Raw genomic sequence first — 21806 nt, 5'->3', positions numbered from 1 at the left:
TTGTTCTCCCCTCCCACCCCCACGGAGACGGTTCATGCACATCCGTAAACCCCTTATCGCGGCAGCCGCCACGGCCGCGCTGGCAGCCGGAGCGCTGGCGTCCGTCGCGGGATTCGGCACCGCCCAGGCCGCGGACGCCACGGCGACCGCGGCCGCCGGCGGCATCCGGATCGCCTACTACGACCAGTGGAGCGTGTACGGGAACGCCTTCTATCCCAAGCACCTCGACACCCGCGGCATAGCGGGCAAGCTGGACGTCATCAACTACTCGTTCGGCAACATCCACCCCACCGACCTCACCTGCTTCGAGGCGAACAAGGCGGCGGGCGACGACAACAACCCCAACGCCGGTGACGGCGCGGGCGACTCGTACGCCGACTACCAGAAGTCGTTCAGCGCGGCGGACAGCGTGGACGGCGTCGCCGACAAGTGGGACCAGCCGATCGTGGGCGTCTTCAACCAGTTCAAGGAACTGAAGGTGAAGTACCCGCACCTGAAGATCAACATCTCGCTGGGCGGCTGGACGTACTCGAAGTTCTTCCACGACGCGGCCAAGACCGACGCCTCCCGCAAGAAGCTCGTCGCCTCCTGCATCAAGCAGTACATCAAGGGCGACCTCCCGGTGGAGGGCGGCTTCGGCGGCCCCGGCACCGCGGCCGGCATCTTCGACGGCATCGACATCGACTGGGAGTACCCCGGCTCCTCCGGCGGCCACCTGGGCAACCACTACGGCCCCGAGGACAAGCAGAACTTCACCCTGCTGCTGGCGGAGTTCCGCAAGCAGCTCGACGCCGAGGGCGCGGCCAACGGCGGCAAGAAGTACCTTCTGACCGCGGCGCTGCCGGCCGGCCAGGACAAGATCAAGTACATCGAGACGGACAAGATCGGCGCGTACCTCGACTACGCGAACATCATGACGTACGACATGCACGGCGCCTGGGACGGCGACGGGCCGACGTACCACCAGTCCCCGCTGTACCCCTCGCCGGCCGACCCGACCGACCCGATCGCGCCGGGCACCGAGAAGTACAGCATCGACAACGCGATCGACTCCTGGATCGACGGCAACCCCACCTACGGGATCACGGGCGGCTTCCCCGCCAACAAGCTGACCCTGGGCTACGAGTTCTACTACCGCGGCTGGAAGGGCGTGCCGGCCGGCACCACCAACGGCCTCGCGCAGAGCGCGACCGGCGGCTCCGGCGCCCGTCCCCTCAGCCAGCAGGCGGGCATCGCGCACTACAAGGAGCTCGGCGGGATCGTCGACAACCCCTCGACCACCTTCTGGGACGACCGGTCGAAGTCCTCGTACTTCTACAAGGACGGCGAGTTCTTCACCGGCCTGAACCAGAAGTCCATCCAGGCCCGGGTCGACTACGGCAAGCAGCGCGGCCTGGCCGGCGCGATGATGTACTCCCTGCTCGGCCTGGACAACAACACCACCCTGCTGAACCAGATCTCGGACGCCCTCGGCAGCACCACGCAGCCGCCGGTCACCACGCCTCCGACGACCACCCCGCCGACCACGACGCCGCCCACCACGACCCCGCCGACCACGCAGCCCCCGACCGGCTGCGGCTCGCTCCCGGCGTATGTCGCGGGCACCGTCTACACCGGCGGCAGCGAGGTCTCCCACAACGGCCGCAAGTACAAGGCCCAGTGGTGGACGCAGAACGAGACGCCGGGCACCACCGGTGAATGGGGTGTCTGGAAGGACCTCGGCGCCTGCTGATCCCCCCACCCCGCGCCGAGCGGTACCCCCGCCCCGCACCCCGCATCCCGGGTGCGGGGCGGGGGTGTGTGACATGGTTGCCGGATTCGCCCCATCGGAGCGTGGCGGGCTCGTTACGCTCGGCCACAGGCTGCATCCGACCCGCGTCTCCCTGGGGGTGACCCTCGCATGGTCCTGTCCCGCGACCTCGACCCCAGCGCCTCGCCGCTGGACTACTACGGCTTCGAACTCCGCCGCCTGAGGGAGGCCGCAGGGCTGAAACAGGCGCAGTTGGGCGACGTCATCTACTGCACCGGCTCCCTGATCGGCCAGGTCGAGACGACCAAGCGGGTACCGACCCGCGACTTCTCGGAACGGCTGGACGCGGCGCTCGGCACGGACGGGACCTTCTCGCGTCTGGTGGGGCTGGTCCTGCGGAGCGTGCTGCCCACGTGGTTCCAGGCATACGCGGAGATGGAGGCCCGGGCGGCGTTCATCTCCACCTTCCAGGCGCAGGTGGTCTACGGCCTGCTCCAGACGGAGGCCTACGCACGGGCCTTGCTGAGCGTGGAGTATCAGGACGGGATCGACGGAATCGTGGCTGCACGGATGGACCGGCAGCGCATACTGACACGTGAAATTCCGCCGGTGCTGCTGGTGGTGTTGGACGAGGCTCTGCTGCACCGCAACGTCGGCGGACAAAAGGTCATGCGGGAGCAACTGGCCCACCTGTTGTCCTTCGTTGACCGGCCGTGGGTGCAGCTCCAGGTAATGCCCTTCTCGGCAGGTGAGCACGCCGGGATGACCGGATCGTTCACCCTTCTCCGCTTCGACGACGACCCCGATCTCTTCTACACGGAGAGCTATGACTCGGGCCATATGACGGCGAATTCGAAAGTGATCAGGGAACGGTCCGTCGGCTACGCTCGGCTGCAAGCCGCAGCCCTCTCGCCGAGGGAATCGGCCCATCTGATCGCACGCGTATTGGAGGAGCGCTATGGGGACCGGTGTGGACCTGACAGGCGTGCAGTGGCGTAAGTCGTCCTACAGCAGCACCAACGGTGGCGAGTGCGTGGAGTGCGCCCCCCTCGGCGGAGCCGCATGGCAGAAGTCCTCGTACAGCAGCACCACCGGCGGCGACTGCGTAGAGGTGGCCGCTCAGCCCTGCGCAGTAGCGATCCGGGACTCCAAGCGGCCCGAAGGCCCGGCCTTCACGGTGGCCCCGGCGGCATTCGGGGCGTTCGTCCGGAGCCTCTGACCGTACGCCGGAGCCGGCGGCCCCGCCCGGGGCTGCCGGCTCCGGGGTCAGACCCGGGGGTGGGCGGCGGGCGTCTCAGCGACAGCGACCCGGCGGCCGATCATGCCCGCGATCACGTCCGGGGCCACCGCGCGGGAGTACAGCCAGCCCTGCCCCGTGTCGCAGCCGACGCGCCGCAGCCGGGCCGCCTGGCCGGCGGTCTCCACGCATTCGGCCGTCACCGTGAGGCCCAGCCGGTGCGCGAGCTGGACCAAGGCCTCCACGATGGTCTCGTCGGCCGGGTTCGGGTGGGTGCCCTCCTCGTAGCGGAAGCCGCGCACGAAGGAGCCGTCCAGCTTGAGGACCGAGACCGGCAGGCGGCTCAGGTAGGCGAGGTTCGAGTACCCGGTGCCGAAATCGTCGATCGCGATCCGCACCCCCATGTCGCTCAGTGCCTGGAGCGCCTGGAGCGGGCGGCCCGCCGAGCCCATGACCGCCGACTCCGTCAGCTCCAGCTGGAGCAGCTGGGGCGCGAGGCCCGTCTCGGCGAGGATCTCCGCGACGTCGCCGACCAGGTCCGAGTCCCAGACCTGGCGCACCGCGACGTTGACGGAGACGAAGACCGGGGAATCGCTCGGCTGCTCGATCTGCCAGCGCCGGGCCTGGCGGCACGCGGTCCGCAGGACCCACCGGCCCAACTGGACGATGGAGCCGTCCTCTTCCGCAATTCCGATGAACCGATTCGGCGCCAGCGTGCCGAACTGCGGGTGGTTCCAGCGCACCAGGGCCTCGACGCCGCGCAGTGTGCCGCTCCCCAGGTCCACCAGCGGCTGGTACTCCAGCTCGAACTCCCCGCGCTCCACGGCGGGGCGCAGGGTGGAGGAGAGGGCCTGCCGGGTCATGCGGTGCGCGTTGCGCTCCGGGTCGAAGAGCGTCCAGCGGGCCTTGCCGTCGGCCTTCGCCCAGTACAGGGTCGTGTCGGCGGCCTGCATCAGCCCGGTCGCCGAGGTGCCGTCCGTCGCCCGTTCCACGACGCCGATCGACGCGGAGACCGAGAGCCGCTGCCCGGCCAGGTCGAACGGCTCCTGCACGGCGGCCAGTACGCTCCGCGCCAGGTCCGCGAGCTGCTCCGTACCGGTGGAGTCCTCCACGAGCAGGGCGAACTCGTCCCCGCCGAGCCGCGCCACGAGGTGGCCGCCGGTGCGTCCGTAGCCCGACTGGTCGGCGCACTGGGTCAGCCGCGCCGCGACGGCGGCCAGCAGCCGGTCGCCGACCCGGTGGCCGAGGGTGTCGTTGACCGCCTTGAAGCCGTCGAGGTCCAGGTAGCAGAGCCCGATCCGGCCGGTGCCGCCGCCGTGGTCGTACGAGGAGGCTTCCAGCGCGGTGGAGAGCCGCTCGAAGAACAGGGCGCGGTTGGGGAGCCGGGTCACCGGGTCGTGCATCTGCAGGTGCCGCAACCGGGCCTGCAGGTCGCGCCGGTCGCTGATGTCGGCCACGGACAGCAGGACGTCCCCGGTCCCGGGCACGGGTCCCAGCGTGACCTCGGTCCACAGCGAGTGCCCGTCGGGGTGCTTGAGGCGGCGGGTGCAGCGCAGTCGGGCCTGGCGGCCGCGCAGCACCTCCTGGTACGCGGCCCAGGTGCGGGCCTCGGCCGCCAGGTCCACCAGGTCGGCCGCGCACCGGTGGGTGAGCGCGTGCGGCTCGGTGCCCAGGAGTCCGGCGAAGGCCTGGTTGGCGGTGACGACGTAGCCGTCGCGGTCGACGACGGCCATGGCGAGGTGGGCCGCGTTGAAGGCGGCCCGGTAGTCGCGCGCTTCGGACGCGGACGCGGAGCGGGGCACGGGCCCCGGAGTGGCCGGCGCCGACGGCGCTGCCGGCATCGCACTGTGACGCTCCGTGACGGCCGATCGGATGCTGTCGGCCGCCGAACCGGTTCCTTCTGGGGTTCCGCTCACCGTTGGCTCCCGCAGTGTTCGTGAGTGTCCGTGCAGGAAAGTGTGCCGATCATAGAGGCTGCCGGGAGGCCCCATCCAGCGGCGTCGCCGTGCGGGGCCGGGGAGTTCGGCGTGATGACGTTTCGTCGGCCGACGATCGATTGATCGTTTCTGCGCAGCTGTGAGCATGCGGCGTCGTCTGCTGATCTCGGGTGATCGGACGTGACGTTGTGTAGGCGGGGGCGTGAAGTTCGGGGGTCACCGGCTTGCCCTGGTGCTCACTCGTGTGGGGCAGCGGAACAGGGCATTAGTAAGACAATCGCCTCAAGGTGGACGAGAAGGTACGAATCCACCACCGGAGGTCCATGTGCCGCGACAGCAGACACCCGGGGGAGTGGACCGCTCCCGCGTCCGAAGTACAGCGGCGGCGGCCACTTCCCTGACGGCGCTCGCCGCCATGTCGCTCGTCGCGGGGCCGGCGGTGGCCGATTCCGGGGCCGGACCCTGCGCGCTGACCCGGACGGCGGCGCACCACTCCCTGGGGCTGGACACCTGGAACCGCGCCTACCCCAAGCCCGAGCGCACCCTGAACGCGGTCATGGTCTTCCTCTCCTTCCCCGACCACCGGCCGGCCTTCGGGACGGAGGAGATCGCCGCCGACTACTTCCCCGCCACCAGCGAGTTCTTCGAACGGGCCTCCTACGGGCGGTTCCGCCTGGTGCCGCACCCGCAGGAGCGGTGGGCGCGGATGCCCCGGCCGTCCACCGCGTACGGGATACAGCGCGACTGGGCGCCGGAGGACCGCGCGGCGTACCTGCGGGACGCGGTCGCCACCGCCGACGCCGAGGTGGACTTCGGCGCGTACGACGTCGTCTACTTCGTCGCCGACCCGGACGCGCCCGGGGTGGACTCCGACGCCACGAAGGTCGTCAACTTCGACCGCCCGATCCGCGCGGACGGCGCGCGGTTGCGGCGGATCGTCACGGTCTTCGAGCGGCACCCGCCGGACCGGAACGTCTTGGCCCACGAGACCGGCCACGTCTTCGACCTGCCCGACCTCTACCACCGGCCGACGGACGGCAAGGGGGACTGGGACACGCACGTCGGGGACTGGGACGTCATGGGCAGCCAGTTCGGGATGGCCCCGGACCTCTTCGCCTGGCACAAGTGGAAGCTGGGCTGGCTGGACGCCTCGCAGGTGGACTGCGTCCAGTCGGGCTCCTCGCTGCACACCCTCCAGCCCCTCGCCGAGGCTCCGCCGCAGGGCGGTACGGGCGGCACCCGGCTCGCGGTGGTCCGTACCGGGCCGGGCAGCGCGATCGCCGTCGAGGCGCGGGGGTCGGCGGGCAATGACGGGGACACCTGCACGGAAGGGGTGCTGATCTACCGGGTGCGCAACGAGGCGGCGTCGGGCGGCGGCCCGATCGAGGTGCTGGACGCGCATCCGCAGACGGAGGCGTGCTGGGACCGCTCGGTGTACCCGCCGCTGGCGGACGCGCCGCTGGAGGTGGGCGAGACGTTCACCGTGCCGGGAGAGCGGATCACGATCGAGGTGGCGGACCGGACGCGGTCCGGCGCGTACACGGTGAAGATCACCACGTAGTCGCGTCCGTGCCCGGAACCGGAACGGGAACACGAAGAAGGCCCCCACTCGCGTGGGGGCCTTCCTCCGTCTGTGCGCCGCCAGGGACTCGAACCCCGGACCCGCTGATTAAGAGTCAGCTGCTCTAACCAACTGAGCTAGCGGCGCCTGCTGACGTCGTAGACATTAGCATCCGGGTCGGCGGAACGAAAAATCGATATCCCCAGGTCCGTGCTGGGCGGCGGTGTCGGTGGTGGTGCCGGTGGTGGTGTCGGCGGTGGTGCCCGTGCGGGCGGCGCGGACGAAGGCCCAGAGCAGTGCCTCGGGGCCGGGGAGCCAGGGCGAACGGGTGTCGGGGGCCACGAGCCAGCGGGAGCCGCCGGGTGCGGCGGCCAGGGGCGGCACGGTGACGGCGTCGCCGCGGCCGTGGCACAGGGGCGCCGGGGCGACGCCGGAACCGCCCCACTCCTCCCACGCCAGCAGCACGGGGAGCCGGTGGGCGGTGCCGGGGGCGGCGAAGAGGAGCATGCGGCCGCGGTGGACGGCAACCGGGCCGCAGCCGGGGCCCTCGGCCCGGAGCAGGTCCATGACGCGGCGGCCGAGGACGAGCGGGACGTTGACGACGTCGAAGGCGGTTCCGCAGGGCAGCGCGGCGGGCGCGCCGGGCCGGGCCTCCCACAGCGCGAGGGTGGCCCCCGGCCGCGCGGAGGCGGAGGCGAGCCAGGCGGCGCCCTGCGGGGTGACGTGGGTGGCGGGTGCGGTACGCAGATCGGGAGCGATGCAGCCGGGAGCCGTCGTCAGGGTCGTCATGCCCCAGGTCTACCGGCCGTGACGGAGCGGGTTCCCGGAGTTACGGGAAACGGGGACAGGGCGCGAGGGCCTGGGGTATGTTGCGCCCCGCATATGCCACTCCGCTGCGCCGGGCCCCACGGCCTCGGACCCCCGACCCCGGACCTCACCGTGAAACGACCCGTAAGAGGCTCCACCAGTGGGTAGGCACGGGAGTCAGTCGCACTACCCAGGGGCGTTCGGTTACCTGACGTAGTCAGGCCGTGCGGGCGCGGAGGCGGCGCAGCATGCGCGGGTCCTCGAAACCGACTGTCCGGGCCGCGGCGTCGATCGTCGCGCCGTGGCTGATGAGGTGTCGGGCGCGTTCGAGGCGGAGGGTCTGCTGGTAGCGCAGTGGGGTGAGCCCGGTGGCGCTGCTGAAGAGGCGGGTGAGGGTGCGCTCGCTCACACCGACGGCCGAGGCCAGGGTGGGCAGCGGGAGTGGTTGGTCGAAGCGGGCGTCTATGAGGTCTTGGGCGCGGTGCACGGTGTCGTTGAGGTGCGACCGGTGCCGGAGCATCGCGCTGGACTGCGGCTCGTGGCCGTTGCGGCGGGCGTAGACGACCATGTCGCGGGCCACCTGGGCGGCGACGGCCGGGCCGTGCCGGGTCGCGACCAGGTGCAGCGCCAGATCGATGCCGCTGGCGATGCCGGCCGAGGTGATCACCCGGTCGTCGGCGGTGAACAGGACATCGCGGACGACCACCGCCCTGGGGTGGCGCAGGGCCAGCTCTTCCTGCACGTCGTGGTGGGTGGTGCAGTGGCGGCCGTCGAGCAGGCCGGCCCGACCGAGCGCCTCGGCTCCGGCGCAGACGCTGGCCACCGTCCCGCCCCTGGCGTGGTGGTCCCGGAGGACCTGTAGGGAGGCGGCGCCGATGGCGGGGTCATCGGCCAGGGCGGCTGTCCGCCAGCCGGGCACCACGATCAGATCCTCGGGCCCGAGCTCGGGCCAGTCGAGCCCGGCCGCCAGCGGCAGCCCCTGGGCGGTGGAGACCAGTGGCTGCTCGGCGACGTAGGCGAGCGTGTAGGGGTGCCCGAAGTCGGCGGCCGTGGAGAAGACCTGCGCGGGGCCGGCCAGGTCCAGCAAGTGGACTCCGGGCACCAGGAAGAAGACGATGCGGCTCACGATTCGGACATCATGCCTGAAGTCCTGCCGCGGCCTCCAGCTGGTCGACCGTCGCGATGGTGGCGAAGCGTCCGGCGAGGGCGTACTCGGTGCGCCTGATGACCTCTTCGGCAGACAGCGTGCGGGGGTCGGCCAGCAGCTCGGCGACGCTCTGGTCGGCGGGAGCGTCGCGGTGGGGGATGGGATTGGTCGCGGTCGCGTCGATGACCAAGGTGACCTGGTAGCCGAGGTCGCTGGCGAGGCGGGTGGTCGTCTCCACGCACTGCTCGGTGCGGATGCCGCAGACGGTGAGCTCGCGGATGCCGCGCTCAGTGAGGAGTTGCTCCAGGTTGGTGGTGGTGAAGGCGTTGTGCGAGGTCTTGTGGATCAGCGGCTCCCCATCCGCTCGCTGCAGCTCCTCCATGAGCCGGACATGGCCGAGGGCCGGGTCGAAGACACCGCCGGTGCCGGGCTCGGAGTGCAGTACCCACACCACCAGGTCCCCGGCCTGGCGGGAGAGCCGGACCAGGCGGTTCACCCGGTCGGCGATCTTCAGGTCGGAGGTGGTCTCCCACAGCGGACGGGTGCGGAAGGATTCCTGGACATCGATGACGATCAGTGCTCGGGTCATGTCCCCAAGCATGCGCCCCGCGGGCGGGGCGGCGACAGGCCGCATCGGGTCCGGCAGCGGACCGATCCGGTCATCAGCAGGTCAGCCGGTTCAGCACCACGGCAGGGGCGCGAGGAACGGCGCGAGACCGGTGTTCTTCCAGGTCCCGGGGTGTAGGGCCCGCCGGGGCGGAGCCCGGGGGGTTCCGCCCCGGTGGGTCGGGGGTCTCAGCCTCACGGCGTTCGAGGCGCGGGCCGGGGCGGCGCATGGGGCCTCGGCGGCGGGTGGGCCACCCGCTAGGGGGTGTCGTGGTGGAGGGACTCGCCGAACTCGATCATTTTGACGGCGTAGTCCTCCGTCCAGTCCGCCTCGGCGGCGATCGCGGCCGGCGAGAGGCGGTCGAAGCGGCGCCGGTCCGCCAGTTGGGCCGCCGCCAGGGCCTGGAACTCCACCGCCCGTTCCTGCGCCGCCCGGAACGCCAGCGTCAGTTCCGTCGCCCGCGCCAGCAACTCGCGAGGGTCTTCGATCGACTCCAGATCGAAGAAGTGCTCAGGGTCCGTGGCGGCCTCCGAGGGCTCGAAGAGCAGCGGCGCCGGCCGCAGCCTCCGCTCGGTCCGCTCGGGGTCTGCCATCCGTGTCCTCCTGCTGCGCGCGTGCGAAATCCTTCCCGGCCACCGTCCATTGTCCAACCTCGCGCAAGCCCGCACCGGCCCAGGGGGAACACCTGTGCGGGCGGCGTGGCCCCGGAGGAGGACGGGGAGCGCGTGCCGGGCGAGTCGGACAGGTGAGCGGACGCGTGCCATCACGCGCGCCTCCCGTCACACCGCGACCGGCTCCCCGGCGCGCCGCGCCGCGGCCGGCTCCGCCACCTCGTCCAGCACCCCGGCCGGCCCGTCGGCCGGCCCCTCCGGGGCCCCGGAAGCACTCGAACCCACGGGACCGCGCCGGACCGCCCGGCCGGCACCGGGCCGACCCGGGTCAGCACGGGAAGCAGCATCTCGGCGGCCGGAGCGCCGCCGGAGGGCAAAGGCTCCCAGCCCGGGGATCACGGCCTCGGGCTGACGGGCGCCCTCACGGGCGCCAGGACACGCGGTGCTCCGCCAGGTGGGCCAGTACCGAGTGGTTGGCCTCCCAGCCGTCCGGGAACTTCACCGTCACGCCCAGCTGCACCGGCTCCGTCGAGGGGTGTTCGTCCAGCAGTTCCGCGATGCCCGCCCGGGCCACCACCACGCACGCGTGCCGGTGGCGGGAGGCCAGCACGCACAGCCGGCCCGTCTCCAGGTGGAAGGCCGTCGCGTCCGGACGCCCCGACAGCGGATGGAGGACCACGGTGAGGTCGTACTCGCGGCCCTGGAGGCGGTTCGCCGTGTCCACCGTGACCCCCGTGACGCCGAGCGCGGCCAGCGCGGCCCGCACCGCCGCCGCCTGGTCGCGGTGCGCGGTGCCGACGGCGATCCGGTCCGCGGTGAGCGGGGCCGGCGCCTCGGACCGCTCGTCGGAGGTCACCGCACCCCGGTCCAGGGCGCGCCGCACCACCAGGGCCACCGCCCGGACCGCCTCCGGATCGGTGCGCGGGGTGTGCCGCGCGGGCAGCTCCAGCAGGCCCCAGCCCGAGGCCGCGGCCTCGTCCAGCACTCGGTCCGGGCCCGACCCGTCCGAGGCGACCCCGTACGACAGCCGCCGCTCGCCGGGGCCCGTGCCGCTGCGGAACTGCGTGTACGGGTAGAAGGCCCGCGACACCAGCGGCGCTGCCGTCGCCGGGAGCCGCCAGGACACGGGCAGTCGGTGCTGCGGCAGCTGCGGGTTGTGCGCGAGCAGGGTGCTGACCGCCGAGGCGGAGGGGTCGTAGGACAGGCCCGCCCACTGCTCCGCGCCGACCACGCTGAACGGGTCCAGCTGTCCCGGGTCGCCGACGAACAGCGCCCGGTCGAACAGCCCGGCCACGGCCAGCAGCGCGTCCGAGCGCATCTGGTACGCCTCGTCGACGATGGCGTGCTCCCAGGGCTCCGCGTCCTTGACGAAGGCCCACTTGGCGGCCGTCGAGATGGTGATCGGCAGCTCGGCCAGGTCCCCGGGCTTGGCCGAGAGCGTGACCGAGGGCAGCTCGCGCAGCGCCGGGTCGTACGCCTCCCCGTCGCTGCTGTGCAGCCGGCCCACGCGGAGCTGCGGATCTTTGTCGGCCAGCCGCAGCACCAGGTCGTCGACCTGCGCGTTCGTCTGCGCCACCACCATCAGCCGGCGCCCGGCCGCGGCGAGCTCCCGGGCCGCGCGGACCACGAGCGTGGACTTGCCGGCCCCGGGCGGGGAGTCGACGACCACGCCCCGCTCGGTCCCGTGCAGGGTGTCGTGCAGGATGGCGGCGGTCGCCCGGGCGGCCGCCGCGCCCGGATCGAAGGGGGCGGTCGCGGTCACAGCAGGTCCTCGTCGGTCACGGCGTCGGGTCGCACGGCGGCGGCAGCCGGCGAGCCGGGCGGGCCGCCGTGCGTCCAGGGGGTCTGCTCCGGATCGGGCAGCTTGGGGCCGCCGCGCGCATCGTGCTCGAAGAGCGTCCAGCACACCCGGTCGCCCTTCTCCGGCACCGAGCCCGGCTCCGGTTCCCGGCCGCGGCCCATCTTGTCCAGCAGTCGCAGCACGAGCCGCCCGTCCTCGTCCCACCGTACGAACTGCGCCGACTGCGGGCGCCCCTCCAGCGAGCGGTACACCTTCCCGCCGCCGTCCGCGAGCTGCGGCCGGTCCTCCGTCGCCACCGTCACCAGCGGGCGCGGACTCGGCCGCTTGGACTGCGTCCACTCCATCACCACCTCGGTGACCTCACCCGCGAAGGCCTCGCCCGCGAGTCGCCGGCCCGCCATGACGAGCGGGTCGTCCAGGGCCTCCTGCGCGTCGAGGCGCACCTGCTCCGTCTCCCGCGTGGCCAGCTTCTGCGCCGCCGTCACCGCGTCGTCACGGCGCGGCTGCGGCGGCTCGCCCGCCCGTACGCGGTCCCGGTGGCCCGTGTAGGACCAGCGGTCGCGGGTCCAGCGCTCCTCGGCCCGCTCGCCCGGCGGCAGGGCGCGCAGCAGGTCGATCGCCTCCCACGTCTGCCACCAGGCGGTCTCCATCTGCCCCACGACCAGCCGGCGCACGGCGCGTTCCGCCTGCCGGGCCGGGAGGTCGTCCGACCCGGGCCGGGCCGCCAGGGCCGAACGGGCCGCGTCGTAGCGGGCGATCGCGGGGGCCAGCAGCTTGTTGTCGAACGCCGGATCGGTGGCCGGGCCGGCCGGCGGGCAGAGCAACTGCCCGGCCCCGTCCCGGCCGAGCTCCACCCGGTGCGCCGCCTGCGCGCCGGAGGCGCCTTCGGGCGGATCGATCCAGGCCAGCAGGGCGCCGAGGTGCTGGTCCTCCAGAGTGCTCTGGCCGGTGGCCCAGTGCCGCGACAACAGGTCGGTGGCCGACACCAGCATCGAGGAGCCGGGGACCCGGGAACGCTCCGCGAGGTGGGTGAACCAGCGGCCCAGCATCGGCACCCGGGCGGGCGCCGGGTACGGGTTCTCCGGCTCCTCCTCGGCGGTGCGTCGGAACCGCATGGAACGGCCGAGCAGCCGTACGTACTCGATGCCCGCCCGGCTGGGCACGATCAGCTGCGGGGCGTCCGTGCACAGCTCCGTCTCGACCTTGACCCGCTTGCCGGTCTCCGGGTCGGTCTCGCTCCGCTCGGCCGGCTCCACGCGGTCCGCGTACCCCTCGACGTACGCCAGGACGTGCACGGCCAGGTCGGCCAGGAACGCCCAGCGCAGGTCCCGGTCGCGCGGCTGCGGGATCACGAAGACCCGCGGCTCGTGCCGGTCGGTGCCGACCAGCGCGCCGAGCGGGGCGCCGGCCTCGCCCGCCGTGGTGAGCGGGACGAAGACCATCGGGGTCTCGCTGAGGTGGCGGTGCCGCACGGTCGCGAGGGGCTGCGCGCGACCCGCGCGGACGGCCTCCAGCCGGGCCAGGGTGTTCAGCAGGGGCATTCTGGGGTCTCCGGGGCGCGGTACGGCGGGCGGGCGGCGGCGAGCTCCAGGGCCTCGGCCCGCAGCCGGGCCGCGCGGTGCAGCGCGGCCGCGGTGGGATCGCCGTCGGGATCGCCCGCGGGTACGGGCCCGGCGGCCGCCGCCAGGGCCCGCTCGACGGTGGTCAGCGCGCCCAGCTCGCCCCGTACGGAACGGCCCAGGGCGCTCACCTCGCCGGCCTCGCGGGCCCCGTCGCGGCAGTGGAAGGCCAGCTCGCAGGCGGCCAGGCACTCGGGGGCGTACGCGGCGTCCACCGCGGCCACGGCCCGGGCCAGCTCGCCGGCGGGGCGCTCGGGGTCGAAGTTGAGCCCCTCGGGCAGGGCCGAGGCCAGGTCCTCGACCCGGGTGAGCCGCTCCAGTTGCCGCCGGGTCACGGCCCGTTCGCGGCGGACGTCGACGGGCGAGGCGGCGGGCACGTTGGAGAAGTCCTTGGGGCAGACCAGCAGCACGGTGTGCCCGACCTGGACGCCGGACAGCTTCTCGGCGGTGTGCTCCAGGGCCAGGACGTAGACGGCGGCCTGGCGGGCGGCAGCGCCCACCTTCGCGGCGTCGGCGGTCCCGTCGATCATCGGGAACGACTTGATCTCCACGACGGTCCACCGGCCGTCGGGGTGCACCACGACGGCGTCCGGCTCCAGGTACGCGGGGGAACCCGCCACCTCCAGCGCCAGCATCGGGTGGTCCAGCAGGGTCCAGGCGCCCGCCTCGCGCCCCGCCGCGGTGGCCTCGCGCAGGGCCAGCGCGGTCCGCGCGGCGCGGCCTTCGGGCCCGGCGGCGGTGAGGTCGGGGACGCGGGCGTCGGCGCCCGGCGCCCCGGACCCGGCGCCGAGGTGCTCGTGGACCAGCCGCAGCAGCTCGGCGCCGCCGTCGCCCTTGACCTTCGCCTCGAAGGAGTTGCCGCGGACGATGGCGAATTGGGACTGCCCGAAGGAGGCGGGCGAGCCGAGGGCCGAGGCGAGCACGGTCTTGTTCACGCCGGCGCCGTCGAGCAGGGCGCGTCTGCCGCAGCCGGGGTTGGCGGCGAGCGCGGCGAGCGCCCGGGCGTCGAGCGGACGCGGCAGCACGGCGGGGCCGCGCAGGTACGCCAGCCGCTGCCGCAGGGTCGTCACCGGCTGAGTGCGCTGCGGAGGGCCGGCGGGCGGGTAGGAGCTCACCCGCGGAAGTGTCCCATCCGCCACTGACAATCGTGGACTTACCGAGGAAACCGGAGGCCGGGGGCGGTCGGCGGCGGCCGCGCGGTCAGGGGGCCGGTGGGGTGTGGGGGCGTTCGTGTGATGGATGATGGGACGGCGACAGAATCACCGTATAAACGTATGAACTCTCACGTATCGGGAGAACTCACATGGCCCCCCGCATCCTCCTGGCCCGCCACGGCCAGACGGCGTGGTCCCTGCTCGGCAAGCACACCGGACGCACGGACGTGCCCCTGCTGGAGGAGGGCCGGCGGGGCGCGAAACTGCTCGGCGAGCGGCTGGCCCGCGACCCGTGGCGGAACCTGCCCGGCACGGAGGTCCGCACCAGCCCGCTGGTGCGCGCGAGCGAGAGCTGCGACCTGGCGGGCTTCGGGGCCCGTGCGGAGCCGTGGGACGCGCTGATGGAGTGGGACTACGGCGACTACGAGGGCATGACCCCGGCCGAGATCCAGGCCGTCCGCCCCGGGTGGCTGATCTGGCGCGACGGGGTACCGGGCGGCGAGTCCGTCGCCGAGGTCGGCGCGCGGGCCGACGAGGTCGTGGCGTGGGCACGGTCGGCGGAGCGCGACGTGCTGGTGTTCGCGCACGGGCACATCCTGCGGACCCTGGCGGCCCGCTGGCTCGGTTTCGACGCGTCGTTCGGGGCCCGGATCCGGCTGGAACCGACCTCGCTGTCGGTGCTGGGCTGGGCGTACGGTGCGCCCGCGCTGGAGCGCTGGAACGACACCGGCCACCTCGACGCGTGAAGGCGGCCCCGCCGGAATCCGGGCGCGGGGTCCGGGGCGGAGCCCCGCGGCGGCGGCGCGCTTCCATCGCCGGCGGGGCTCGAAGACCCCGGCTCTGTCCGGACCCGCGCCTCGAACGCCGGCGGGGCCGATGCGGCCCCGGCAGCGGTGGCGCGCTTCACGCGGGCCGGGGCCGACTCTCGGTCACACCCCCGCGAGGGCGGCGTGACGGGTCAGGAACGCGTTCACGCGGGGCGAGCGCTGGTGCGGGATCAGGGCTTGGGCGGTCAGGGAGAGCGTCGAGCGGACCCGGGTGGAGCGCACCTCGGCGAACAGGTCCAGCACCCGGCCCCCGGCCCAGGCGGCCTCGTCGGGGGCGCCCGCGCGGGCGAGGTCACCGGCCAGTTCGGCGGTGTAGAGGGCCACGTTCCGCGCGAAGTTCGGGTCCTGGAGGTCGGCCGCGCGGCGGGCGTGCCGCGCCGCGCGGGCGTGCTCCCCGAGCTCCGACCAGCACCGGCCCTCCAGCGACTCCAGCTCGGCCTCACCGAAGAAGGTCATCCACTCGGGGTCGGCGCCCGACGCGCCCCTGGAGAACTCGGTGTGGGCGCGCGTCAGCGCCTCCTCGCAGGCCCTGCGGTCGGCCAGACCCGCCCAGCCGCCCGCCTCCCGCAGCGCGAGCAGCGACAGCAGCCGGGGGGAACCGAGGGAGCGGGCGGCGCGCCGGCCCGCCTGGGCGGCCCGTACCGCTTCCCGGGAGCGGCCGCGGTCCCGGGCGAGGAAGGCCATGTTGCTGAAGGCGTGCGCCTCCAGGCCCGGGTTCCCCGACACCCGGGCCGTGGCCAGGGCCTCGGCGTAGTGCGAGCGGGCGTCGTCGAAGCGGCCGGAGTCGTGGGCCAGCCAGCCGACCGAGACCGCCAGTTCGCCGGCACCCGCGTGCAGCCGGTCCTCGGTGGACTGCTGCCGGGCGGCCCCCGCGTCGAGCAGGGCGTAGGCGGTGCGCAGCGGCTCGGCCGCCTTGCGGTACAGGGCGTCGGCCCCGTGCCGGTCGTCCAGCAGGCGGATCTGCCGCACGGCTTCCTCCACGGCTTCGGCTTCCGATGCGCCGGCGCGTGAGGGCATCCGGCGGGTGTCGCCGGGCAGGGCCAGGCCGAGCGTCGCGACCGCCACGGTCGCGGAGCCGCCCGCCATGAACGCGCGACGCAGCACGTCGCTCTCCTTGAGGCTGGAACCGGCGCCGGTACCGCTACCGGTACCGGCGGGCGAACGGGGGGTGGGGGGACCGGACGGGTCGCGCTGGGCCGCACGTCCCCGCACCGCCTCGCGCGGCGGAAACCCCAGGTCGGCCAGGGTTCGGCCGGGGAACATGTGGAGGAAGACCCGCTCGTACGCGTAGTTGGGGCAGCGGATCTCGCCGGACTCGACGCGGCCGACGTAGCGGGCGTCGCAGGAAACCGTTTCTCCGATCTCCTTCGCCGCCCGGCGCACCAGCGCCGCGAACTCGGCCGGTGAGCGCTGCCCGCGCAGGCGGCGGAACGTGCAGTTGGGTGAGTGGGGGGACGCCGCCATGGACGTGGCCTCTCTGGCAAGGAACGCACCGCCGGCGCCGTGGGGGTGTGTGGAGCGGAGGCCCGGCGCGCATGAACGTACCGCCAGCGGCAGGGCGTTCACACCCTGTTTGGCTACAAAACGGATATCTCACCCGCGATCCGCCATGAACTGCCATCCTTTGCGGCGTCTTCTCGCCGCACCCGTTGACGTTTTCGCGCGTTGAACCCGTGCGGAGTGGGAGGAGACTCCCTGCTCCCGGGTCGCACGCTGATCGAGGAGGGGTTCCCTTGGTGGAGGCCGGCATGGAGAGCACTGGAACGAACATCGCGCCCGGGCCCGGTGTCACCCCCGCCGAGGCCCCCGACCTGGTGACCGTGCCCACCCGGCAGGGACTGGAGGCGGTGGACATCATCCGCCGGGCCGCCAGCCGGGCCGGCGGGGTCGGCCCCGTACTGCACGACGGCTCGCACGACACCCTCGGCTTCCTCGTTCCGCCCGGCACCGCCGACGCCTGGGACCTGCCGGGCAGCGCGTGCACCCAGACCAACGGCCGCGGGATGCGCTTCGGCGACGTCGCGGCCCCCGCCCCGAGCGGCACCGGATGGCTGCTCCCGCCGGAGGCCGTCGAACCGGTCACCGATCCCGAGGTGCTGCGCGCCGCGCTCGGCGAGGCCGCCCGGCTGATCGAGGCCGCGGACAACTGCCGCTGACCCGGCCCGAACCGCTGACCGGGCACAATGGGACGGTGGCGGGCAAGGACAGAGGCAAGGACAAAGGCAAGGGCAGAGGCCGGGGCGAGCAGCGCGGACGCGGTGGCGCCGAGGCGGTCGTCGGGCAGGTGGACGGCGGCCGGGCGGAGTTGGAGCCCGACCGGGAGCGCGCGGACGCCTGGACCCTGCGGATCGACGGCGCCCCGCAGTCGCACGTGGACCTCGCCGACCCCACCCACCTCGACTTCGCGTACCAGCGTCGGATCGGCCACCTGATCGACCTCGTCGCGCCCGCGCGGCAGCCTCTGAACGTGGTCCACCTGGGCGGCGGCGCCTTCACCCTCGCCCGCTACACGGCCGCCTCCCGGCCGCGCTCCACCCAGCAGGTCGTGGAGATCGACGCCGCCCTGGTGGCCTTCGTACGCGAGCACCTGCCGCTGGACCCGCAGGCGCGGGTACGGGTCCGGGCCGTGGACGCCCGCGCGGGCCTGGCCAAGGTCCCCGACGGCTGGGCCGACCTCGTCGTCGCCGACGTGTTCAGCGGCGCGCGGACCCCGGCCCACCTGACGAGCACGGAGTTCCTGGACGACGTACGCCGCGCCCTGTCGCCCACCGGGTGGTACGCGGCCAACCTCGCCGACGGCCCGCCGCTCACCCACCTGCGGGGCCAGATCGCGACGGCGGCCTCCCGGTTCGCGGAGCTGGCGGTGGCCGCCGACCCCGTCGTGTGGCGGGGGAAACGCTTCGGCAACGCCGTCCTCGTGGCCGCCGACCGGGAGCTGCCCGTCGCGGAGTTCACCCGCCGGGTGGCGAGCGACCCGCACCCGGGCCGGGTCGAGCACGGCCGGGCCCTGGCGGACTTCGCGGGCGGCGCCGCGCCGGTCGCCGACGCCGCGGCGGTGGCCTCCCCGCAACCGCCGCCCTCCGTCTTCCGCTGACGCCGACGCCGACGCCGACGCCGACGCCGACGCCGACGACGCCGGCCGGGCGCTGCGGCGACACCGGCGAGCCGGGCCGGCCCGGCGCGCGGGGCGTGTGGACGGCGGGGACGGGGTAGGAGGAACCGCGGTCCTTCCGTGACGCGCCAGGAGGCAGCCAGAAGGAGGCAGCCGACGATGACCGATGACCCCGCGGGCCCCGGAGCCCACCCGGCCCCCGGAACACCCGCCGCGCCCGCCCCGCCCACCACCACCGCCGACTACACCCGGCGCCTCGCCCGCCTGGAGCGCTCCGGGATCAAGCGGATGCTGCCCACCCAGGCCCCGTACCGGTGGAACCTGCGCCGGCTGCGCCTGGGCCGGGTGCTCGACCTCGGCTGCGGGCTCGGCCGCAACCTGGAGGGTTGTGCCCCCGGCAGCGTCGGCGTCGACCACAACCCGCACTCGGTGCGGACCTGCCGAGAGCGCGGACTGACCGCCTACACCCCGCAGGAGCTGGCCGCCGCCCCGGACTGCGGGCCGGGGTCCTTCGACAGCCTGCTGGTCGCCCACGTCCTGGAGCACGTGGACGAGGAGACCGCCGCCGCCCTCCTCGACCGGTACCTGTCCCTGGTGCGGCCCGGCGGGCCGGTCGTCCTGATCACCCCGCAGGAGGTCGGCCACCGCTCCGACCCCACGCACGTCCGCTGGGTCGGCTTCGAGGAACTGCGCGAGCACGCGGAACGGGCCGGGGTCGTGACCCGGCGCAGCTACTCCTTCCCCTTCCCGCGGCCGGTGGGCAGGCTCTTCCCGTACAACGAGTTCGTCCTGGTGGGCACTGCCCCCGCAGCTCCGGGCCCGAACGCCTAAGGATCGACGATCTCCACCCGCGGCGCGTGGTCGTGCCAGGTGCAGAACACCGAGACCTCCCGGCCGTCGCGGGTGAAGGTGACCCGGATCCAGAAATCCAGCTTCCAGACCTGCATCCGCCACCCGGCCGCCGGGGTCGCGGAGACCAGCTCGGCCGAGGACGCCCCGAGGGAGAAGACGACCCGGCCCCCCGACACGGGATAGGCCTGCACGTCGTCCGCGTCCTGCCGGTACGTCCGCGAGCCGCCCGCAGGCTTCGAGGCCGTCGCGGCCGGGGAGGGCCCGGCGGAGGAGGGGCCGGCCGGGGGCGACGCGGACGGTCCGGGCGACGAAGGGTCGGACGAGGACGGCGACGGGGACGGCGTCTGCGGCGGGCGCGCGCTCTGCGTCGAGGAGAGCAGCGGCTCCGTGCTCAGCGGCACCGCGAGCGGCGGATCGTAGGCGGTACCCGACATGACGGTGTACACGCCCCACCACGACAGGGTCACCGCCGCCCCGGTCGCCAGGGTCCAGGCCATGGCATGTACAAGTCCTCGTCGCATCAGAGGACATACTGCACCACCCGCCCCAAGAGCGGCCCGACACCTCCCGGGGTCGTCCGAATGGACTACCGTGCGGCCATGGCAAGTGTGCTCGTGGTCGAGGACGACCAGTTCGTGCGTTCCGCCCTCATCCGGCACCTGACCGAGGCCTCGCACACCGTGCGCAGCGTCGGCACGGCTCTGGAGGCCCTGCGCGAGGTCGCCCACCACCGTTTCGACGTGGTCATCCTCGACCTCGGACTCCCCGACCTCGACGGGGCCGAGGCGCTCAAGATGCTGCGCGGCATCACCGACGTGCCCGTGATCATCGCTACCGCGCGCGACGACGAGGCGGAGATCGTCCGGCTGCTCAACGACGGCGCCGACGACTACCTGACCAAGCCGTTCTCCGTCGAGCACCTCTCCGCCCGGATGGCCGCCGTCCTGCGCCGCTCGCAGGCGGCCGCCGCCGATCCCCCCTCGCGCGTCCTGCGCGTCGGGGGCCTGGCCATCGACCCCCTGCGCCGCCAGGCCGAGCTGGACGGGGCGGTACTCGACCTCACCCGGCGGGAGTTCGACCTGCTGGCCTTCCTGGCCGGGCGGCCCGGAGTGGTCGTGGCCCGGCGCGAGCTGCTCGCGGAGGTGTGGCAGCAGTCGTACGGGGACGACCAGACCATCGACGTGCACCTGTCCTGGTTGCGCCGCAAGCTCGGCGAGACCGCCGCCAGCCCGCGCTACCTGCACACGCTGCGGGGTGTGGGCGTCAAGCTGGAACCGCCGGGATGAGGTGGGCGCTGGTCAAGGTGTGCCTCGCGGTCACCACCATGGTGGTCGTGGCCTTCGCCGTACCGCTCGGGCTCGTCGTCCAGCGCATGGCCAGCGACCGGGCCTTCTCCAACGCCGAGCGGCAGGCCGCCACCATCGGGCCGACCCTGTCCATCACCACCGACCCTGGGCAGCTGCGCAAGGCGGTCGAGTCCACGCAGATGGGCGCCGCCCGGCGGATGTCCGTCCACGTGCCGGCGGTCGGCGACCGGGGACCGGTGGACATCGGAGAGGGCCGGGCGGGCGAGCGGGCGGTGGCCGAGACCCGCAGGATCGGGCGGGCCACGACAACCTCGGTGCCGGGCGGCGGCTCGGCGCTGCTCCAGCCGACCGCCCTGGGGTCCGGGGACATCGCGGTCGTGGAGGTCTTCGTACCGGAGAGCGAGGTCAGCAACGGCGTCGCGACCGCCTGGTTGGTGCTCGCGGGCGTGGGCCTGGCGCTGATCGTGGGCTCGGTGGGGGTCGCGGACCGGCTCGGTGCCCGGCTGGTGCGGCCGGCCGAACGGCTCGCGGACGCCGCGCACCAGCTGGGCGAGGGCCGGCTCGGGGCGCGGGTTCCCGAGGAGGGGCCAAAGGAACTGCGGTCGGCGGCCGTCGCGTTCAACGCGATGGCGGACCAGGTCGTGGAACTCCTCGCCAACGAGCGGGAACTGGCCGCCGACTTGTCGCACCGGCTGCGGACGCCGCTGACGGTGCTGCGGCTCAACACGGCTTCGCTCGGGGCGGGTCCGGCCGTCGAACAGACCCGGGCGGCCGTGGAGCAGCTGGAGCGCGAGGTCGACACGATCATCCGGACCGCCCGCGAGCAGCGCCCGGCCACCGGACTGGTCGGGGCGGGCGCGGGCTGCGACGCCTCGGAGGTGATCCGCGACCGGATGGCCTTCTGGTCGGCGCTGGCGGAGGACGAGGGCCGCGAGGTGCGGCTCGCCGGGGTGGACCGTACGGTACGGATCCCCGTCGCCCGGCCCGAACTCGCCGCGGCCCTCGACGCGATGCTCGGCAACGTCTTCCGGCACACCCCCGAGGGCACTCCCTTCGCGGTGGACGTCCACGACGCCGCGGACGCGGTCATCGTGCTCGTCTCGGACGCGGGACCGGGCATCGCCGACCCGGACGCCGCGCTGCGCCGGGGCAACGACGGCGGACGCGACGGGTCCACCGGGCTGGGCCTGGACATCGTGCGCAGGGTCGCGGAGTCGACCGGCGGCGACGTGCGGCTGGGCCGCTCGGTGCTCGGCGGGACCGAGGTCCGGGTCTGGATCGCCCTGGACGGCCGGAGCCGGAGCGACTCCGGCGGCGGGCGGGCGGTACGGGGCCGCCGCAAGCGACGCGGAGCCCGATCGGGGACGGTACCGGGGCCGCGGCCCTGAGCCGGGCGGAGGCCCCGATCCGGGCCGGAACCCGGGGCGGTCCGGGGCCGGGGGCGGCAACCGATGTAACCGGCCGCCGACGGGGGCGC

Annotated in this window: 19 protein-coding genes, 1 tRNA gene and 1 pseudogene; 10 read left to right on the top strand and 11 right to left on the bottom strand. The window is 73.9% G+C overall.

The features are described 5' to 3' along the window. Window positions 1-34: 34 nt before the first annotated feature. The 3 genes from ACWFQ8_RS10195 (at window position 35) to ACWFQ8_RS10185 (ending at window position 2969) form a co-directional block, all read left to right on the top strand. A complete protein-coding gene (locus tag ACWFQ8_RS10195) occupies window positions 35-1732 on the top strand; it encodes a glycosyl hydrolase family 18 protein (RefSeq protein ID WP_453785740.1) in 1698 nt (565 codons plus the stop codon). A gap of 168 nt (window positions 1733-1900) precedes the next feature. Beyond that, window positions 1901-2749 carry a helix-turn-helix domain-containing protein gene (locus ACWFQ8_RS10190; protein ID WP_453785739.1) on the top strand — a complete coding sequence of 283 codons (849 nt, stop codon included), beginning with the start codon at window positions 1901-1903 and terminating at the stop codon, window positions 2747-2749. Next, entirely contained in the window at window positions 2709-2969 is a 261-nt protein-coding gene (locus tag ACWFQ8_RS10185; protein WP_453785738.1) for a DUF397 domain-containing protein, read from the top strand. The genes ACWFQ8_RS10190 and ACWFQ8_RS10185 overlap by 41 nt, the downstream gene beginning before the upstream one ends. 47 nt (window positions 2970-3016) lie before the next feature. On the opposite strand, the gene ACWFQ8_RS10180 is transcribed toward ACWFQ8_RS10185, so the two are convergent. Then, entirely contained in the window at window positions 3017-4903 is a 1887-nt protein-coding gene (locus ACWFQ8_RS10180) for a putative bifunctional diguanylate cyclase/phosphodiesterase (RefSeq protein WP_453785737.1), read from the bottom strand. Window positions 4904-5249: 346 nt separating this feature from the next. Between ACWFQ8_RS10180 and ACWFQ8_RS10175 the strand changes: the two genes are divergently transcribed. Then, entirely contained in the window at window positions 5250-6485 is a 1236-nt protein-coding gene (locus ACWFQ8_RS10175; protein WP_453785736.1) for a M6 family metalloprotease domain-containing protein, read from the top strand. A gap of 73 nt (window positions 6486-6558) precedes the next feature. Here ACWFQ8_RS10175 and ACWFQ8_RS10170 read toward each other — a convergent pair. The 8 genes and pseudogenes from ACWFQ8_RS10170 to ACWFQ8_RS10135 all read right to left on the bottom strand — a co-directional run bounded on the left by ACWFQ8_RS10170 (window position 6559) and on the right by ACWFQ8_RS10135 (window position 14192). Then, window positions 6559-6632, bottom strand: a tRNA-Lys gene (locus tag ACWFQ8_RS10170). Continuing rightward, window positions 6623-7274: pseudogene (locus ACWFQ8_RS10165) on the bottom strand (bifunctional DNA primase/polymerase). The gene ACWFQ8_RS10170 and the pseudogene ACWFQ8_RS10165 overlap by 10 nt, the downstream one beginning before the upstream one ends. Window positions 7275-7509: 235 nt before the next feature. Continuing rightward, window positions 7510-8418: a GlxA family transcriptional regulator gene (locus ACWFQ8_RS10160; RefSeq protein ID WP_453785735.1), complete on the bottom strand. Its 909-nt coding sequence runs from the start codon at window positions 8416-8418 to the stop codon at window positions 7510-7512. Between the two features lie 10 nt (window positions 8419-8428). Beyond that, window positions 8429-9028 (bottom strand): isochorismatase family protein, encoded by a 600-nt coding sequence (locus tag ACWFQ8_RS10155; RefSeq protein ID WP_453785734.1) that lies wholly within the window; start codon window positions 9026-9028, stop codon window positions 8429-8431. Between the two features lie 275 nt (window positions 9029-9303). Continuing rightward, window positions 9304-9639, bottom strand: a complete 336-nt coding sequence (locus ACWFQ8_RS10150; protein WP_453785733.1) for a hypothetical protein — start codon at window positions 9637-9639, stop codon at window positions 9304-9306. 439 nt (window positions 9640-10078) lie between these two features. Continuing rightward, window positions 10079-11419, bottom strand: a complete 1341-nt coding sequence (locus ACWFQ8_RS10145) for an AAA domain-containing protein (RefSeq protein ID WP_453785732.1) — start codon at window positions 11417-11419, stop codon at window positions 10079-10081. Continuing rightward, window positions 11416-12999: a hypothetical protein gene (locus ACWFQ8_RS10140; protein WP_453785731.1), complete on the bottom strand. Its 1584-nt coding sequence runs from the start codon at window positions 12997-12999 to the stop codon at window positions 11416-11418. The genes ACWFQ8_RS10145 and ACWFQ8_RS10140 overlap by 4 nt, the downstream gene beginning before the upstream one ends. Beyond that, entirely contained in the window at window positions 12987-14192 is a 1206-nt protein-coding gene (locus ACWFQ8_RS10135; protein ID WP_453785730.1) for a hypothetical protein, read from the bottom strand. The genes ACWFQ8_RS10140 and ACWFQ8_RS10135 overlap by 13 nt, the downstream gene beginning before the upstream one ends. 188 nt (window positions 14193-14380) lie before the next feature. Between ACWFQ8_RS10135 and ACWFQ8_RS10130 the strand changes: the two genes are divergently transcribed. Then, complete coding sequence (locus ACWFQ8_RS10130) at window positions 14381-14977, top strand: histidine phosphatase family protein (protein ID WP_453785729.1); 597 nt, start codon at window positions 14381-14383, stop codon at window positions 14975-14977. A 183-nt stretch (window positions 14978-15160) separates the two neighbouring features. On the opposite strand, the gene ACWFQ8_RS10125 is transcribed toward ACWFQ8_RS10130, so the two are convergent. Further along, window positions 15161-16522 (bottom strand): tetratricopeptide repeat protein, encoded by a 1362-nt coding sequence (locus ACWFQ8_RS10125; protein WP_453785728.1) that lies wholly within the window; start codon window positions 16520-16522, stop codon window positions 15161-15163. 284 nt (window positions 16523-16806) lie between these two features. On the opposite strand from ACWFQ8_RS10125, the gene ACWFQ8_RS10120 reads away from it, so the two are divergent. From ACWFQ8_RS10120 to ACWFQ8_RS10110, 3 genes are all read left to right on the top strand, one after another. Continuing rightward, window positions 16807-17214: a hypothetical protein gene (locus tag ACWFQ8_RS10120; RefSeq protein ID WP_453785727.1), complete on the top strand. Its 408-nt coding sequence runs from the start codon at window positions 16807-16809 to the stop codon at window positions 17212-17214. Beyond that, complete coding sequence (locus ACWFQ8_RS10115; protein ID WP_453785726.1) at window positions 17106-18152, top strand: spermidine synthase; 1047 nt, start codon at window positions 17106-17108, stop codon at window positions 18150-18152. The genes ACWFQ8_RS10120 and ACWFQ8_RS10115 overlap by 109 nt, the downstream gene beginning before the upstream one ends. Window positions 18153-18329: 177 nt before the next feature. After that, a complete protein-coding gene (locus ACWFQ8_RS10110) occupies window positions 18330-19001 on the top strand; it encodes a class I SAM-dependent methyltransferase (RefSeq protein ID WP_453785725.1) in 672 nt (223 codons plus the stop codon). Here ACWFQ8_RS10110 and ACWFQ8_RS10105 read toward each other — a convergent pair. Further along, complete coding sequence (locus ACWFQ8_RS10105; protein WP_453785724.1) at window positions 18998-19543, bottom strand: hypothetical protein; 546 nt, start codon at window positions 19541-19543, stop codon at window positions 18998-19000. The genes ACWFQ8_RS10110 and ACWFQ8_RS10105 overlap by 4 nt on opposite strands. A 78-nt stretch (window positions 19544-19621) precedes the next feature. Between ACWFQ8_RS10105 and ACWFQ8_RS10100 the strand changes: the two genes are divergently transcribed. Together ACWFQ8_RS10100 and ACWFQ8_RS10095 are read left to right on the top strand one after the other, a co-directional pair. Beyond that, complete coding sequence (locus tag ACWFQ8_RS10100) at window positions 19622-20308, top strand: response regulator transcription factor (protein ID WP_453785723.1); 687 nt, start codon at window positions 19622-19624, stop codon at window positions 20306-20308. Next, window positions 20305-21717, top strand: coding sequence for a HAMP domain-containing sensor histidine kinase (locus tag ACWFQ8_RS10095; protein WP_453785722.1), 1413 nt, complete (start codon window positions 20305-20307; stop codon window positions 21715-21717). The genes ACWFQ8_RS10100 and ACWFQ8_RS10095 overlap by 4 nt, the downstream gene beginning before the upstream one ends. Window positions 21718-21806 lie beyond the last annotated feature (89 nt).

The sequence above is a fragment of the Streptomyces sp. NPDC055254 genome, from assembly GCF_053606025.1.
This window is presented reverse-complemented; position numbering and strand designations above follow the sequence as displayed.